12 protein-coding genes are annotated in these 16,352 nt (G+C 55.6%); 4 read left to right on the top strand and 8 right to left on the bottom strand.

What is annotated here, in order from left to right; genetic code table 11:
• Window positions 1-121 precede the first annotated feature (121 nt).
• The 3 genes from speA to MRY16398_RS31375 form a co-directional block, all read right to left on the bottom strand.
• Window positions 122-2,098, bottom strand: coding sequence for a biosynthetic arginine decarboxylase (gene speA / locus MRY16398_RS04515; protein ID WP_125123899.1), 1,977 nt, complete (start codon window positions 2,096-2,098; stop codon window positions 122-124).
• An 8-nt stretch (window positions 2,099-2,106) separates the two neighbouring features.
• Window positions 2,107-2,238, bottom strand: a complete 132-nt coding sequence (gene yqgB, locus MRY16398_RS04510) for an acid stress response protein YqgB (RefSeq protein ID WP_132438713.1) — start codon at window positions 2,236-2,238, stop codon at window positions 2,107-2,109.
• Between the two features lie 92 nt (window positions 2,239-2,330).
• On the bottom strand, window positions 2,331-2,474 hold the full coding sequence (locus MRY16398_RS31375) for a hypothetical protein (protein WP_418904020.1): 144 nt from the start codon (window positions 2,472-2,474) through the stop codon (window positions 2,331-2,333).
• A gap of 409 nt (window positions 2,475-2,883) precedes the next feature.
• Here MRY16398_RS31375 and metK point away from each other — a divergent pair, with 409 nt between their 5' ends.
• From metK to MRY16398_RS04490, 3 genes are all read left to right on the top strand, one after another.
• Window positions 2,884-4,038, top strand: coding sequence for a methionine adenosyltransferase (gene metK / locus MRY16398_RS04500; protein ID WP_125123898.1), 1,155 nt, complete (start codon window positions 2,884-2,886; stop codon window positions 4,036-4,038).
• A 440-nt stretch (window positions 4,039-4,478) separates the two neighbouring features.
• Window positions 4,479-5,873, top strand: a complete 1,395-nt coding sequence (locus MRY16398_RS04495) for a sugar porter family MFS transporter (RefSeq protein WP_039078001.1) — start codon at window positions 4,479-4,481, stop codon at window positions 5,871-5,873.
• Window positions 5,874-6,278: 405 nt separating this feature from the next.
• Window positions 6,279-6,899, top strand: coding sequence for a response regulator transcription factor (locus MRY16398_RS04490; RefSeq protein ID WP_071195995.1), 621 nt, complete (start codon window positions 6,279-6,281; stop codon window positions 6,897-6,899).
• Window positions 6,900-6,908: 9 nt separating this feature from the next.
• Here the strand turns inward: MRY16398_RS04490 and MRY16398_RS04485 are convergent, their stop codons facing one another.
• The 5 genes from MRY16398_RS04485 to MRY16398_RS04465 are packed head-to-tail and all read right to left on the bottom strand — an operon-like array spanning window position 6,909 to window position 14,141.
• Window positions 6,909-12,497 (bottom strand): ATP-binding sensor histidine kinase, encoded by a 5,589-nt coding sequence (locus MRY16398_RS04485; protein ID WP_125123897.1) that lies wholly within the window; start codon window positions 12,495-12,497, stop codon window positions 6,909-6,911.
• 9 nt (window positions 12,498-12,506) lie between these two features.
• Window positions 12,507-12,878: a response regulator gene (locus tag MRY16398_RS04480; RefSeq protein ID WP_039078004.1), complete on the bottom strand. Its 372-nt coding sequence runs from the start codon at window positions 12,876-12,878 to the stop codon at window positions 12,507-12,509.
• 26 nt (window positions 12,879-12,904) lie between these two features.
• Window positions 12,905-13,159, bottom strand: coding sequence for a XapX domain-containing protein (locus tag MRY16398_RS04475; protein WP_125123896.1), 255 nt, complete (start codon window positions 13,157-13,159; stop codon window positions 12,905-12,907).
• Between the two features lie 2 nt (window positions 13,160-13,161).
• Window positions 13,162-13,392 (bottom strand): DUF1427 family protein, encoded by a 231-nt coding sequence (locus MRY16398_RS04470; RefSeq protein WP_079497175.1) that lies wholly within the window; start codon window positions 13,390-13,392, stop codon window positions 13,162-13,164.
• A 59-nt stretch (window positions 13,393-13,451) separates the two neighbouring features.
• Window positions 13,452-14,141, bottom strand: coding sequence for a hydrolase (locus MRY16398_RS04465; protein WP_039078007.1), 690 nt, complete (start codon window positions 14,139-14,141; stop codon window positions 13,452-13,454).
• 335 nt (window positions 14,142-14,476) lie between these two features.
• Between MRY16398_RS04465 and MRY16398_RS04460 the strand changes: the two genes are divergently transcribed.
• A complete protein-coding gene (locus tag MRY16398_RS04460) occupies window positions 14,477-16,351 on the top strand; it encodes an amidohydrolase (protein ID WP_125123895.1) in 1,875 nt (624 codons plus the stop codon).
• Window position 16,352: the final 1 nt, after the last annotated feature.

Raw genomic sequence — 16,352 nt, 5'->3', positions numbered from 1 at the left:
GGTCACATCCTTCTCCACACTATCCATAAGCCGAACAGGCGCTTCATGCTTTCCAGGACGCTATAAATAAAAAACTGACCGATTTACATGATTAAACCGGTCAGTTAAAGGTGAGTCCTGATTACTCGTCTTCGAGGTAGGTATACCCGTACAGCCCTGCTTCAAACTCTTCGAGGAACTGCTGTTGCAGCGCATCGTCCAGATCGGTCTGTTTCACCTGATCGCGGAACTGAATCAGCAAAGTTTTCGGATCGAGCTGCACATATTGCAGCATATCGGCCACGGTATCGCCTTCATCCGACAGTTCAACTTCCACGCTGCCGTCAGGGAAGACAAAGACGTCCACCGCTTCGGTATCGCCAAACAGGTTATGCATGTTACCGAGAATTTCCTGGTACGCGCCAACCATAAAGAAGCCCAGCATCGGCGGGTTTTCCGGGTCGTACTCCGGCATCGGCATGGTGGTCGCAATACCATCGCCATCCACATAGTGATCGATAGCACCGTCGGAATCGCAGGTGATATCCAGTAACACCGCACGACGTTCCGGCGCGTGATTCAAACCTTCCAGCGGCAGCACCGGGAAGAGTTGATCGATACCCCAGGCATCCGGCATTGACTGGAACAGGGAGAAGTTGACGTAAATCTTATCCGCCATACGCTCCTGCAGTTCGTCAATAATCGGACGATGCGCGCGGTTGCTCGGGTCGAGCTGCTTTTGCACTTCATGGCACATGTTCAGATACAGTTGCTCTGCCCAGGCGCGCTCCTGAAGATTAAAAGTGCCAGAGGAGTAACCGATGTGAATATCGTGCAGATCCATCTGGCTGTCGTGCAGCCATTCGCGCAACGAGCGGCGGTTGCCGGTCTCATGCATCTCCAGCCAGGTTTCCCACATGCTTTGCAGCGGGCGGGCAGCGTCTTCTGGCGGAGGTGTCGCGTCGGTATATTCGTTACGCTCCACGCCGATGATGTTAGACACCAGCACAGTGTGGTGTGCTGTCACCGCACGGCCCGACTCGGTAATCACTGTCGGATGCGGCAGACCATTCTCTTCACAGGCATCGCCAATCGCCCAGATAATATTATTGGCATACTCATTCAGGCCATAGTTCACCGAGCAGTCTGACTGGGAACGCGTACCTTCATAGTCCACACCCAAACCGCCGCCCACGTCGAAGCACTGAATGTTGACACCCAGCTTATGCAGTTCAACATAAAAACGTGCCGATTCACGCACGCCGGTGGCGATATCGCGAATGTTGGCCATCTGCGAACCAAGGTGGAAATGCAGCAGTTGCAGGCTGTCCAGACGACCGGCATCACGCAGAATATCCACCAGTTGCAGAACCTGCGTCGCCGCGAGACCAAATTTGGATTTCTCGCCGCCAGAGGATTGCCATTTACCGGAGCCCTGCGACGCCAGACGCGCACGCACACCCAGGCGCGGCACCACATTCAGGCGCTCGGCTTCTTCCAGCACAATCGCGATTTCCGACATCTTCTCAATGACCAGATAGACCTTGTGGCCCATTTTCTCGCCAATAAGTGCCAGACGGATGTATTCACGGTCTTTATAGCCGTTACAGACAATCACCGAGCGGGTCATGCCCGCATGGGCCAGAACCGCCATTAATTCGGCTTTCGAACCGGCCTCAAGACCCAGCGGCTCGCCGGAATGGATCAGCGACTCAATAACGCGACGATGCTGGTTTACTTTAATCGGGTAAACCAGGAAGTAATCGCCGTTATAGCCATAGGATTCGCGCGCGCGTTTAAAGGCGGCGTTAATTGAGCGCAGACGATGTTGCAGGATCTGCGGGAAGCAGAACAGCGCAGGTAAACGCTGGCCTTGCGCCTCACGGGCTTTTACCAGTTGAGCCAGGTCAACACGGGCTTCCGGGACATCAGGATCCGGGCATACGCTGATATGGCCCAGTTCGTTGACGTCATAATAGTTATTACCCCACCAGGCAATATTGTAAGTACGAAGCATCTTGCTGGCTTCCTGGGAGCTCATCGCAACCTCCTGCATGGAACGTAGTACACCGTGTTCGCCTGCTGACGAAGGCGAAAATGAAAACATGTCGTCAGACATAGCGAACCTCAACTCTTTGTATTAAGTGTAAAACAGTTAACTACTATCACAACGTTACGTTGCGATAACAACCCATAAACAGTCTGGCTATGCAGCATAAGATGCTGAAACGCCGACTGTGCGACCGGTTTCTTGTTCATAACATTGTAAAACACGTGACCGAACGAAATATGACGGTTCGGCGAAACCACGAGAAAACCCCTGAATCAACAGGAGAGCCCTTGTTCAGTCATCACTGTGCCATACCGGCCCGGGAGTCCTGAGAAGCGCCGAAATGGGTATAACATCGGCAGGTTTGCAGATTTGAAATGCGGGTTGCGGGGAATAAACGCGCGTCAGAACGACGCAACGGATTCTGCTGAAAGCAACGGTTCATTATCTCGTATCACCTCCACACACGTCTTGCGACCTGCGACAAGCCAAAGCCATAAATTGCTTAACCCGGCTGGAAGTGGCAACACGAGGAGTCCCGTGCGCTTTTAATATGAGCCGCGCGCGGCGTTTTATACCGATAACGGGGTGAAAATGCAAAATAAAAAATTACGTTGACGCCATCCATAGGGAAAATTTCTGTAACCAATTCAGACAGAACCTGTGGAGGCTCAAAAAACGCTGGCAATGGGATTAAGAATTAACCTAGAATAGCCATCCAGATGTTAATCCATCTATACTGATTAACACTTAGACAGTCCGTGTCGCTACCTGCACGTCCTCGCGGAACAACCGTGAAGGCATCCTGACACAGTGTCTAAGCCAACCGTATTATTCCAGGGTGAAAACACAATATGGCAAAACACCTTTTTACGTCCGAGTCCGTCTCAGAAGGGCATCCTGACAAAATTGCTGACCAAATCTCCGACGCCGTGCTTGATGCGATCCTCGAACAAGATCCGAAAGCGCGTGTTGCCTGTGAAACCTATGTAAAAACCGGCATGGTGCTGGTCGGTGGTGAAATCACTACCAGCGCATGGGTGGATATCGAAGAGATCACCCGTAACACCATTCGTGAAATTGGTTATATCCATTCTGATATGGGTTTTGATGCCAACTCTTGCGCGGTACTGAGTGCAATTGGTAAACAGTCTCCTGATATTAACCAGGGCGTTGACCGTGCCGATCCGCTGGAGCAGGGTGCAGGCGACCAGGGTCTGATGTTCGGTTATGCGACCAACGAAACCGACGTGCTGATGCCAGCGCCGATCACCTACGCACACCGTCTGGTTGAGCGTCAGGCAGAAGTGCGTAAAAACGGCACCCTGCCGTGGCTGCGCCCGGATGCGAAAAGCCAGGTCACTTTCCAGTATGACGACGGCAAAATCGTCGGCATCGACGCGGTCGTTCTCTCTACTCAGCACGCAGAAGATATCGACCAGAAATCGCTGAAAGAAGCGGTAATGGAAGAGATCATCAAGCCGGTCCTGCCGACCGAGTGGCTGAACGAATCCACCAAATTCTTTATCAACCCGACTGGCCGTTTCGTTATCGGTGGCCCGATGGGTGACTGCGGCCTGACCGGTCGTAAAATCATCGTTGATACCTACGGCGGCATGGCGCGTCACGGTGGCGGCGCGTTCTCTGGTAAGGATCCGTCTAAAGTTGACCGTTCCGCAGCCTACGCAGCCCGTTATGTGGCGAAAAACATCGTAGCGGCTGGCCTGGCTGACCGTTGTGAGATTCAGGTCTCTTACGCTATCGGCGTGGCAGAACCGACCTCTATCATGGTGGAAACTTTCGGTACTGAGAAAGTGCCTGCTGAACAGTTGATCCTGCTGGTGCGCGAGTTCTTCGACCTGCGTCCATATGGTCTGATTCAGATGCTGGACCTGCTGCACCCGATCTATAAGCAAACGGCTGCTTATGGTCACTTTGGTCGCGAAACCTTCCCATGGGAAAAAACCGACAAAGCGGCTCAGTTGCGTGAGGCTGCCGGCCTGAACTAACAGGACGGCGTAGCCCCGGTAAGCGTCTGGGGTGTTTCCCGGATGCGACAGAGTTTAACAGGCCAGCCTTGTGCTGGCCTGCTGCTTTTCAGAGCCCGGTAATCCCGCGCTTTTACAAAAACCGACTAAACTTCTAAAGCGTTTTCAATACGTTAATGATAACGATTACATAGCCGCCTTGCTGTTATCGATACTGCTTATTACCCGGTCTTCATTAATTAAAGGCCCGCTGTTACATCCCCCTTTCGGTTTAGTCCGAAACTACCGTCATCCCCTCCCGCCTCTATTTCTTATATCTATAATATTTATCAGTTTTATTTGCCTGCCCGTTTTTGGTCGAATGTAACCGATTACACTTGCGTGACGTTCATCACAAAAAACAGCCCGGCATTGACCTACGTTTACCATCGCAAAAACTGATATAACGAATGGAGGGCATCATGCCTGACAATAAAAAACAGGGACATTCAAACAAGGCGATGACCTTTTTTGTCTGCTTCCTTGCTGCACTGGCAGGACTTCTCTTTGGCCTGGATATTGGTGTTATCGCCGGGGCGCTGCCCTTTATCACCAATGACTTTAAAATTGACTCCCACGTACAGGAGTGGGTGGTCAGTTCAATGATGTTTGGTGCCGCCGTCGGTGCCGTGGGTAGCGGATGGATGTCGTGGAAACTCGGGCGTAAAAAAAGCCTGATGATCGGCGCAATCCTCTTTGTTATTGGTTCTCTGTGTTCTGCCGTTGCCCCTAACGTCGAAGTACTGATTATTTCCCGCATTATTCTTGGTCTTGCTGTGGGGATCGCGTCTTATACCGCCCCGCTCTATCTGTCCGAAATAGCGCCGGAAAAAATCCGTGGCAGTATGATTTCGATGTACCAGTTGATGATCACCATCGGTATTCTCGGTGCTTATCTGTCGGATACGGCATTTAGCTATAGCGGCGCATGGCGCTGGATGCTAGGCGTGATTGTTATTCCGGCGATCCTGCTGCTTATCGGCGTGTTCTTCCTGCCGGATAGCCCGCGCTGGTATGCCGCCAAACGCCGTTTCCATGACGCGGAACGCGTGCTGTTACGCCTGCGTGATACGAGCGCCGAAGCCAAAAACGAGCTGGATGAAATTCGCGAGAGCCTGCAGGTGAAACAGACCGGCTGGGCGCTGTTTAAAGAGAACAATAATTTCCGTCGCGCGGTCTTCCTTGGCGTGCTGTTGCAGGTGATGCAACAGTTCACCGGTATGAACGTCATCATGTATTACGCGCCGAAAATCTTCGAACTGGCAGGCTACAGTAATACCACACAGCAAATGTGGGGGACGGTCATCGTCGGTCTGACTAACGTCCTGGCCACCTTTATTGCGATCGGCGTTGTCGACCGATGGGGCCGCAAACCCACGCTCGTGCTTGGCTTCCTGGTGATGGCTGTCGGCATGGGGGTTCTGGGGACCATGCTGCATCTGGGCATTCACTCGCAGGGCGCCCAATACTTTGCCGTCGCCATGCTGCTGATGTTTATTGTCGGGTTTGCCATGAGTGCCGGTCCGGTCATCTGGGTGCTGTGCTCGGAAATTCAGCCGCTGAAAGGGCGTGATTTTGGTATCACCTGCTCAACAGCAACCAACTGGATAGCGAACATGATTGTCGGCGCCACGTTCCTCACCATGCTGGACTCCCTTGGCAACGCCAATACCTTCTGGGTCTATGGTGGCCTGAACGTCCTGTTTATTATCCTGACGCTGTGGCTGGTTCCCGAAACCAAACATATTTCGCTGGAGCATATCGAACGTAATCTGATGAAAGGTCGTCCGCTGCGCGAAATCGGTTCCCATAATTAAGTTGATGGTGTGCCTGTAAACCACTGGCACGCTCTTCCACATGCGATACCGCAGGCCAGCCCTCATCCGACGGCTGGCCTGCTCGCCTTCTGGCAGAATAATCTGAATTTTCTACCCGCTACGGTGACATTCATATCGGCAAAAATTTCCGCCGCCCTACGCTTGCTGCGGCCAATACGCCATTTTCTATCTTCCAACGCCCCCGACGAGTGAAACGTTAGTTATTACGCCATTCATTTTTATTATTTTCATTTGAAACATGATAATGATAATTATTGTGTTAACATTCAGTTATTCTTTAGTAAAAACATATGTATGTCACTGTAATGTAAGGAACATGGCGGGTGTCGCTTCCCGTCCGTCTTTTCCTTGCACGGGCATATTCTTTAATAGCCAGGAACACGCATGGATCACATTGTTTACGTTGTGGACGATGATAATTCCGTCAGGCAGGCGCTGGTCAGCCTGCTGCGAGCGGAGGATTATCGGGTGGCCGACTTTTCCTCAGCGCAAGCGTTTCTGTCCCACCCTTTTACCTCACAGCCAGGCTGTCTGATTCTGGATATGAATATGCCCGGCGCCAGCGGTTTCGACGTCACCGACGCCCTTTCCCGGCTTGGACATGTGATTCCGGTTATTTTCCTGACCGGTTTTGGCACCATTCCGCTCTCGGTCAAAGCGATGAAGGCAGGGGCATATGAGTTTATGACCAAGCCCGCTGTCCCCGGCTTGCTGCTCCAGGCCGTTGCCGATGCCCTGAAACTCGCGGAGAAAACACTCGACGAAACGCAAGAGATACAGGCGTTGACCACGCGTTATGACTCACTGACGCCGCGCGAAAAAGAGGTGTTTCAACTGGCGATTGGTGGCCTGCTGAATAAACAGATCGCCACCGAAATGGGCGTTAGCGAGATCACCGCCAAAGTACATAAAAAACGGGTGATGGAGAAAATGCAGGTCCGTTCCCTGACCGATCTGGTCAGGGCTGCAGACCGTCTGAATATTCAAAAAACCCTCGGGCGATAGCGGCCAGGTTCAGGCTTCAGCGGGGTGTGTCGGCAAGGTAAAGGTAAAGACACTGCCGCAAGGCTGGCGAGGTTCCGCCGTCAATTTACCGCCGTGCTTTTCAATAATGCCGTAGCTGATACTCAGCCCCATCCCCATACCCTGCTCCTTGGTGGTATAGAAGGAGTCAAACAGACGCTTCTGCACTTCGGGCGTAAAGCCTACGCCGGTATCGGCGATGGCCAGGCGAATTTTACCAGGTTGCGGATTCTCTGAACTCACCGTCAGCATTAGCGGATGATCGTCTATCCCCGCCATGGCATCAATCGCATTAACGATCAGGTTTAACAGCACCTGCTGTATTTGTACGCTATCGCCAAAAATCTCAGCATCCTGCGCCGCAAGATGGTAATGCAACGCGATCTCCTGACGTTCCAGTTCGCTGCGCGACAGCGCCACAATATGGTAGACAAGGTGATGCAGGTTAATGCGCGTGCAGGCAGAGGTCTGGTTGCGCGTTAGCGCCTGCAAGCCGCGGATAATATTACCCGCCCGCTCGCCCTCGCTGATGATCTCCTCAAGGCTTGCGCGCGCATTACCGAGCATCGCAGGCTCGCGGCTCAGCCAGCGCAGACTGGCGCCCGCATTGGCCACAATCGACATCAGCGGCTGGTTAATCTCATGGGCGATAGAGGCCGTCAGTTGACCAACGGTGGTCGCGCGGGAAACACGGGCGAGATCGGCCTGCGCCACGCGAACCGCATCCTCAGACTGGCGGCGCGCCGTGATATCCGTGATAACGCCGAAATACTCCGCGACGTTAGCCTCATATTCCACCGGGTTGCCCACGCCCAGAATATAACGGCACTCCCCGTCCGGGCGGAAAATACGAAACTCCGCCCGCATCGAGACGCCATTACGCACACTATCGTTAACCAGCGTGTTGATCCGGGGGAAATCCTCCGGATGCACCAGCGTCATAAAGTCGGCCATTGATAGCGTACGCTGATGGTCGGGCAGGCCAAGAATGCGCGCATACTCGTCGGAAACAAACATCACATCCTGTTCCAGCTCCCAGCGCCAGGTGCCGGTATTGCTGATTTTCTCCCCAAGCATCAGCGAGGTCTGGCTGGCGCGTAGCTCTTTTTCCGCCCGGCGACGCTGCACGTTCTCTTCAACCCGCTCGGCATAAAGGCGCGCAGTCTCCAGCGAAACCGCCGCCTGCGCCGCCAGCATCCTGACGATACGCGAATGCCCGGCGGTGAAAATCTCCGGCATCACCCGATTTTCCAGATACAGCACCCCCACCAGCTTGCCCTGTTTATGCATCGGTACGCACATAATGCCCGCGCCGGACGTTACCAGATAGGGATCCTGACTGAACGGGCCGAACAACTCAGACTTGCTGATACGAATCTCCTGCCCGGTACGCATCACCGCCGCCAGTACCGACAGCGGCATATCGGTAGCCAAGGGGCGCTCCCGGACAATCTGTACCTTCACCCCTTCCGAGGATGTTTCCGCCCACGCCTGGGTTTCGGGAATGGTATTATCAAGGATGCGAATCAACAGCCCACGCTGCGCCCCCGCCCGCTCCAGTAACATCGTCATCAACGTATGGACGAGGCGGTCGAGGTCAATCTCCTCGGTCATGGCACGTACCGCCCGCAAAACACTTTCCAGATCGTGCATCATTTCGTTTTGCGCGAAAGTGATGGTGTCATAAGGCGAACGTGGCCCTGAGGAGGCCAGATGGGGGTACAGGCGTTCAAGCTGACGCAGTTTTGCCACCGCCCCCCAGCGCCGCCAGGCGGAGAAAGCATTTTTGAAATAGCCATCTGCGGCGACATGCCAGCCCATCGCTTTGGCAAAACCCCCGGCCAGTTCACACGCCAGCCCATTCACCGGGTGGCATTCAGTCTCTGCGGAAAGGGCTATCGCGTTTTCGTACCAGCCGATGGCGTTATCGTTCCTCTGCTCCAGTCTCGCCAGCTCCGCACGTACCAGCGCCGCCTTGTCGGCAAAGGTCGTCGGGTTATGCTCCGCCCAGCGTGCGATAACGTCATAATGGGCGACAAGGGTTTCCCGCTGTGCGGGCGTCACGGTTGTCGGCGTCACCCTCTGTGCCAGTGATAGGGCGCTGTAGAAATGGTAATCCAGCAGATGCAGATAGCCCGGCACCATATCGGCTACCGGGGCCGCCTTTTCCAGGCAACGGGAAGCATCGTCATACTCACCCGCCATAAAATGGGCCATTCCCTGATAGAGCCAGAACCAGAAAATGGTCAGCGGTATCGGCTGACTCTCATGCTTATTGGTCGCGTTCAGGAGCGCCTCGGAATAGAGGTTATGACCACTTAAATTGCCCGAACCGGCGCTACGCAAATGGTTAACGTACAGGCGCTGGATGAGAAGCATGACCTCGACATCCGGGAAACGTAGTTTGCGGATAAAACTCAGCCCACCTTCAATGGTCGTCAGCACCCCGTCGAGGTGATCGCCACGGATCAAGAAGTTCATCGTCTGATGGCGGATAATAAAGCAGGCGGCGGTTAAATCCCCGTGCTCGACCGCCGCCGTAAAGCACGCTTTAGCGTGATCTACCGCAACGCTAAGCGGCTTCACCCAGGCACTGCACAAATCCACCGCCAGAAAGGTACGGCCCATAAAGGGGGTTAGAGGTTGCTCCTCAACCAAATCGCGCCCCAGCAGCGTATACCTGTACCCCTTTTCGTAGGCGTGATAGCGACAACCAATCATGACGCCATACCAGGCAATCGCCGTGGTAAACGCGCCGCTAACGCCATGCTCCAGGGTCATTAGTATGACCCGGCAGAGTAAAAGAAAATGCAGGCGCGGGGCGGTAAACGCGGCAAACATACTGGCGCTGAGCATCAGGTTGATGACGGCTTCTGCCTCGGGGTTATTAATTCGCGCAAGCTGGCGAAAATGGCTTTCCGGCTCATCCCCAAGACGGGCCTCAATGATTTGCCAGCCCTCGTCGCACTCAGCATCTGTCGGCGCACGGCTCAGGTGAATACCGAACACCGCAAGCCAGGCCAGGGCGGTCTCCAGCGCAAGGCTCATATCCGACTGTCGCATCTGCACTTCTGCCATCATGCCTGCGGTAATCGCCTTTTGTTGCAGGCTGCCGGGCGCGCGCAGGAGTTGATGACATAGGGTCAGCGCAGATGGAAGATTACCCTGCAAAAACTCACACTCCGCCTCTTCAAAAGCGAGCGCGAAATCCTCATCAGGCGCGGTAATCAGGGCATCTTCTTTCAATAACCGCGCGGTACGCAGATAGCGCACCGCCGAGGCGTAATCCCCGGTCAACCGGGCGCGCTGCGCGGCAAGACGGCAGATCGCACGATAATGGTCGCGTTCGGGAGATACGCGAATACAGTCGATGGATGAAGCTATGTGGTGGACCGCCAGAAACAGATTTTCATTGCTGTCATTTTGTGAGACGGCCTCAGTAAAGAACCGCGCGGCAGCAAAATTGAGATGACAAATATCATCCGCTTCGAGCAACTCCTGCGCCGCCTTCTGCACCCGATCATGGGTAAAGGCATACTGATCGCCGCTGCGGCTGATCAGTCGGGCGGCAACAGCAGGCAGCAGATGTTCATGTAGCAGCTCCGGCGCTATCTTCTGCATCGCGCTGAGCAGTGCGGGATTACCGTTTCCCCCCACGCAGGCCAGACAACCCAGCAGCCTGCGCGTCAGGGAAGGCATCTCCGCCAGTTGTTGCAGGACCAGGCTTGCCACATTTTCCGTGTAATTACGTGAACGGATCGCCTGTGCGTCGTAGTGCAATTTGCCGTGCTGTTTGTGATGGGTAATCAGCCCGTCTTTGACGATGCGCTGAATAAACTCATGGGTAAAGAGTGGGTTACCGCCGGTTTTTTCGTGGATCAGCGCCGCCAGTTCGCCAAGGCAGGCGGCCCGCGTCTGCAACAGTTCCGCCAGCCATCGCGACACCGCTTTCACGCTCAACGGCTCAGGCCGCAGCTCGACGGTATAGCGGGCACCGACGCGCAGTGTCGACAACTGCGCCTGTTCGCTGGCATCCGCAAACACACCGCTGTTAGCGTAGGAAACCACCAGCAGCAGCGGCAGCGACTCGCTGCAACTGATAAGGTGTTCCAGCAGGTGCAGGCTGGCCTGATCTATCCAGTGAATATCATCAATCAGCAGAACCAGCGGTCGGTCCGGGGTGGCAAATGCCTCAACCAGCCGATGCGCCATCATATTGAAACGCATTCGGCTATCCGCCGCCTGGGTATTCACAACAGCCAGGGGTGGGTTTTCAAGCAGTAGACCTAACTCCGGCACCAGATTGACCGCCAGCGCGGCATGAACGCCAAGCGCCCGTGTTAAACGCATTTTCCAGCGGGCCACCTCTTCCGCCCCCTGGCCGAGTAACCAAAGGGTCAGCGCGCGAAACGCAGAGGCAATGACCGTATAAGGCAGAACCGGCGAATACTGGTCGGCCTTACTCACGGCGAGTAACGCCTGCCGCTGTTGCAGCTTCCTGAGCGCCGAGGCAATGAGCGAAGATTTACCGCAGCCCGGCGGCCCACCGATCGTGACCAGGGCATGCGCGCCACTTTCCACCACCCGGTCAAATACCGTCAGCAGTTGATGGTGCTGCGGATGGTCGAGAAAAAGCGGGTCCGGCTGCAAACGCGCGGCTACCCGGTCCTGCAAGCCGGGAATAAACGGCGTAATTTCACCATTTTTGGCCAGCGAAGCCTCGCAGCGACGCAGGTCGGCAATCAATCCGTCGACCGTCTGGTAACGATTGTCCGGCGATTTTTCCAGCAGTCGCAAAATAATATCCGACAACGTTGGCGGAACCGATGAGCGTACCTGTCGGGGTGGTCTGGGAGCGGAGGCAATATGGTGATGGGCCCATTCCGCCTGCCCGCCTTCGCTGAGATCGAAAGGCAGCTCGCCGGTCAGCAACTCGTAGAGCACAATGCCAAGGCTATAGAGATCGCTGCGGCTGTCGACCCTGTCCGGCGTACGGGAGGTGTGCTCCGGCGACATGTACGCCAGCGTACCGCCAGGCTCCGTCAGGCGAGACGGGTCAAAGGCATCCGTCCCTTCGCTGGCGAGGCCAAATCCTCCCAGACGGTAAGTGCCGCCGGGGTCGATAAAAAAGTGACCGGGTTTGATATCGCTGTGCATTAATCCCTGCGCATGCATCTGGCGTAGCGGGGCACACAGGCCAATGGCAACGGAAAGAAAATCGGCAATGCTTCGGGTGCGCAGGCGAGGCAGTTGTGCAAGCGTGCGGAAAGGAAATGGCGTATAGACCAGCGCGTAATGGCCATGGTAACTGGTACTGCTGAACGGCTTTACCGCCCATGCGCCAGAGAGTCGCCTGCGCAGCGCAAATTCATTTTTTAAACGTTGGGTGGTATGAAACGCGGCTTCATCACTTGAAACGGCCGCGCAGGCAAGAATAAAGCTGCTGCCGGAGTGTAGCGGCTGGCAAAGCGTCCAGGCGATCCCTCCTTCCTGCGTCAGCGGAGTGAAAATGATGTCATCGGTTAAGGTGACCACCTCACTATCCATCATTTTACCGGCAGCAGAAAGTTTCTCGCTCATTAGCGCTCCTCACACAGAGAGTTCGCGGCGGATCTGCTCCAGCAGCGTTTCGATTTTAATGGGCTTACGCAGCAGTGTAACGCCCCCGAACTCTGGAGCATAACGCGACAGGTTTTCATCTTCATGTCCGGAGATAAAAATCACCGGCGGCGGCGCGGCAAGTTGAGCTACCCGGCGATACAGGTCCAGGCCACTCATGCCTTTGAGCTTGATATCAATAATAAGCAGAGATGCGTCAGACAGCGCGGATTCATGATGAAGAAATGCCTCCGCAGAGTCGAAGGCGTCAGAGTCGTACCCCTCCGACTGGAGCAGGTTGCTTAATCCACTACGGACGGAACGTTCATCATCAATAATGACAATGCGCGGTGACAGCCTCATGCCGTACTCCTCTGTCTGCCCTCAGGCTAAGGGGCGCGTTTGTCGTCAGGAGGTGGCGTGCCGCTGATTTTGGGCACACATTCATGACGAAACCAGGCCATTGTCACCGGCTCGCGGCGCAGAAGTCGACGGGCGAGCGGAATCAGTTGTTCGCCGACCAGCATACCAAAAAGGCCCAGCAGGGCGACGATCGGTGGTGCGGGTGAGTGAACCTGCATTGCGCCATAGGTAACACCCACTAACAGGCCCGTTGCCAGGGAAATTACGTACGATTTCAACATGGTTAGCCTGCCTCTGGATGACGGTCCGCCGTTTGCACTGCGGCCTGCGGCTGACTAATGGCGGCCTGAGGTTCATGGTGTGAGCGCAGCGCTGAGACCGCCTGCTCTCCCGCCAGCATGCCTAGCAGCCCCACCAGGGCTACTGCCGGCGGGGCTGGCGAACGGACGTTCAGCAAAGCATAGACCAGCCCAATAAACACACCTGCGCCGAGGGAAATGAGCGCTGTACTCATGGTCATTCTCCCCTTATCGGGATCAGAGCCGGGCGACGCTGACGCGCCGCCCCTGCACATTATTTATTAGCCGGCACCGGCGCCAGAGTACGGTGCGCCCCTTTGGCACGCGCTGGCGCTTTGTGCACCATGGTATACGCGTAATCAACGCCCATCCCGTAAGCACCGGAGTGTTCTTTGACGATATCCATCACCGCGTTGTAGGTCTCTTTGTGCGCCCAGTCGCGCTGCCACTCCAGCAACACCTGCTGCCAGGTCACCGGGATCACACCCGCCTGAATCATGCGCTGCATCGCGTAATCATGCGCTTCTTTCGAGGTACCGCCGGAAGCGTCAGCCACCATATAGATTTCATAGCCGCCTTCCAGCATGGCACACAGGGCGAACGTGTTGTTGCACACTTCCGTCCACAGGCCGGATACCACCACTTTTTTCTGGCCATTTTTCGCCAGCGCATCACGCACTTTCTGGTCATCCCAGGAGTTCATGGATGTGCGCTCAAGAAGGTCGTGCTCGGGGAATACGTCCAGCAGTTCAGGGAAGGTATTTCCGGAGAAGCTTTCCGTCTCAACGGTGGTGATGGTGGTCGGAATGTTGAAAACTTTTGCCGCTTTCGCCAGGCCAACAACATTGTTTTTCAGCACCTGGCGGTCAATAGACTGCACGCCGAATGCCATCTGCGGCTGTTGATCGATAAAAATAATCTGGCAATTCTGGGGAGTCAGTACTTCAAGCTTAGCGTTGGTCATAAGAATACCCGTTGTCGTTAAGTAGCAGTTTCCCGTGAAAGGGGAGCGGACGTTTTGCTGACAGTGACCGGGGTATTCTCGCGCTGCTCAGACAGGCGAAATGACGTTCGTCCCGGACGCTGCTGTCGGGACGGATAGTAAGAGTTGTCAGAAATGAGAACTATTATCTCTGTGTATAACTATACGTTCGTATAGGTATACCTTCGTATAACTAGACGCCGTTTTCGCCAGCTCACCATAATCCCTCCCACTTCCACGCTCTGTTCTGACGGAGCATCGCATCTTATCGTCCGGCGGGATTATGCCTGCTTCGGATGTCTCAGACAGGAGGATTTATGGTCTCGCTCGGCAAAGCTGAACTGATATTACTCAACGGCAAATTTCATACGGTAGACAGGGAAAACCCGGTTGCAGAGGCGGTCGCCATCCGTGACGGCAAATTCCTGGCGGTAGGCTCCCAGGCCGAAGTAATGGAATATCACAGCGACGGCAGCAAAGTGGTGGATCTCAAAGGCAGCACCGCCATTCCAGGGCTTAACGATTCGCACCTGCACCTGATTCGCGGCGGTCTCAACTATAACCTCGAACTGCGCTGGGAAGGAGTACCGTCGCTGGCGGACGCCCTGCGGATGCTGAAAGAACAGGCGCTGCGCACCCCCTCGCCACAATGGGTTCGCGTGGTGGGCGGCTGGAGCGAATTCCAGTTTGCCGAACGCCGGATGCCGACACTCGAGGAGATCAACGACGCCGCGCCGGATACCCCGGTCTTTATCCTTCATCTCTATGACCGCGCCCTGCTCAACCGCGCCGCCCTGCGCGTTGTCGGCTACACCAAAGATACGCCGAACCCGCCAGGAGGAGAGATCCAGCGCGACAGCAACGGCAATCCCACCGGCATGCTGATTGCGCGGCCAAATGCCATGATCCTCTATGCCACGCTGGCCAAAGGGCCGAAGCTGCCGCTGAAACAGCAGGTTAACTCCACCCGTCAGTTTATGCGCGAGCTAAACCGTCTGGGCCTCACCAGCGCTATCGACGCGGGCGGCGGCTTCCAGAACTACCCCGAAGACTATGAAGTGATAAGCGAACTGCACGCCAAAGAGCAGATGACCATCCGCATCGCCTACAACCTCTTTACCCAGCGCCCCGGCCATGAGCTGGAAGATTTCGAGAAATGGACCGACATGCTGACTCCGGGTCAGGGCACCGATTTCTTCCGTCACAACGGCGCGGGTGAAATGCTGGTGTTCTCTGCCGCGGATTTTGAAGATTTCCTTGAACCGCGCCCGGACCTCGCGCCAGGCATGGAAGATGAGCTGGAACGCGTGGTGCGCCATCTGGTGGAGCATCGCTGGCCGTTCCGCCTGCACGCCACCTATAACGAATCCATCAGCCGCATGCTCGATGTGTTTGAGCGCGTGAACCGCGATATTCCGTTCAATGGCCTGCACTGGTTCTTTGACCACGCAGAAACCGTGACCCAGCAAAACATTGACCGCATCAAAGCGCTGGGCGGCGGTATTGCCGTGCAGCACCGTATGGCGTTTCAGGGTGAGTACTTCGCGGAACGTTATGGCATGGACGCGGTGCGCCACACGCCGCCGGTAACGAAAATGCTCGAAACCGGCGTACCGGTCGGGCTGGGAACCGACGCGACCCGCGTGGCCAGCTACAATCCGTGGACGGCGTTGTACTGGCTGGTCTCCGGGCGCACCGTCGGCGGTATGCAGATGTACGACGTTAATGCGCGCCTGGACCGCGACACCGCGCTGATGCTCTGGACAGAGGGCAGCGCCTGGTTCTCAAGCGAACAGGGCAAAAAAGGCCAGATTAAAGTGGGCCAACTGGCTGACCTCGCCGTGCTGAGCAAGGATTATTTCCGCGTACCGGAAGAGGAGATCAAAGGCATTGAGTCGGTGCTGACCGTAGTCAATGGCAATATCGTCTATGCCGCGGGCGGTTTCAGTTCAGAAGCCCCGCCTGCAATTCCGGTGCTGCCGGAGTGGTCGCCGGTGGTCAACGTGCCGGGTCACTACCGCAGCGCGCCGCCACAGCAAACACGTGTCGGCATGATGCCCGCCGCACACCACTGTAGCGGCCCGTGCGGCGTGCATAACCACCAGCATGGTGTGGCACGCGGATCTTCCATTCCGGTTTCAGACGATAACGCCTTCTGGGGCGCGCTCGGCTGTAGCTGCTTTGCGTTCTGAT

Origin of the sequence: Phytobacter sp. MRY16-398, assembly GCF_003925915.1 — a bacterium.
Lineage (GTDB): Bacteria > Pseudomonadota > Gammaproteobacteria > Enterobacterales > Enterobacteriaceae > Phytobacter > Phytobacter diazotrophicus.
The sequence above is the reverse complement of the archived record's forward strand: the minus strand, read 5'-3'. Positions and strand labels throughout refer to the sequence as shown.

Bases quoted from the DNA above. Each gene is read 5' to 3' on its own strand.
- MRY16398_RS04470 (WP_079497175.1), bottom strand. From the start codon at position 13,392: ATGAGTACAGCGCTCATTTCCCTCGGCGCAGGTGTGTTTATTGGGCTG.
- MRY16398_RS04475 (WP_125123896.1), bottom strand. From the start codon at position 13,159: ATGTTGAAATCGTACGTAATTTCCCTGGCAACGGGCCTGTTAGTGGGT.
- MRY16398_RS31375 (WP_418904020.1), bottom strand. From the start codon at position 2,474: ATGAACCGTTGCTTTCAGCAGAATCCGTTGCGTCGTTCTGACGCGCGT.
- metK (WP_125123898.1), top strand. From the start codon at position 2,884: ATGGCAAAACACCTTTTTACGTCCGAGTCCGTCTCAGAAGGGCATCCT.
- MRY16398_RS04465 (WP_039078007.1), bottom strand. From the start codon at position 14,141: ATGACCAACGCTAAGCTTGAAGTACTGACTCCCCAGAATTGCCAGATT.
- MRY16398_RS04485 (WP_125123897.1), bottom strand. From the start codon at position 12,497: ATGAGCGAGAAACTTTCTGCTGCCGGTAAAATGATGGATAGTGAGGTG.
- yqgB (WP_132438713.1), bottom strand. From the start codon at position 2,238: ATGAACAAGAAACCGGTCGCACAGTCGGCGTTTCAGCATCTTATGCTG.
- MRY16398_RS04480 (WP_039078004.1), bottom strand. From the start codon at position 12,878: ATGAGGCTGTCACCGCGCATTGTCATTATTGATGATGAACGTTCCGTC.
- MRY16398_RS04460 (WP_125123895.1), top strand. From the start codon at position 14,477: ATGGTCTCGCTCGGCAAAGCTGAACTGATATTACTCAACGGCAAATTT.
- MRY16398_RS04495 (WP_039078001.1), top strand. From the start codon at position 4,479: ATGCCTGACAATAAAAAACAGGGACATTCAAACAAGGCGATGACCTTT.
- speA (WP_125123899.1), bottom strand. From the start codon at position 2,098: ATGTCTGACGACATGTTTTCATTTTCGCCTTCGTCAGCAGGCGAACAC.
- MRY16398_RS04490 (WP_071195995.1), top strand. From the start codon at position 6,279: ATGGATCACATTGTTTACGTTGTGGACGATGATAATTCCGTCAGGCAG.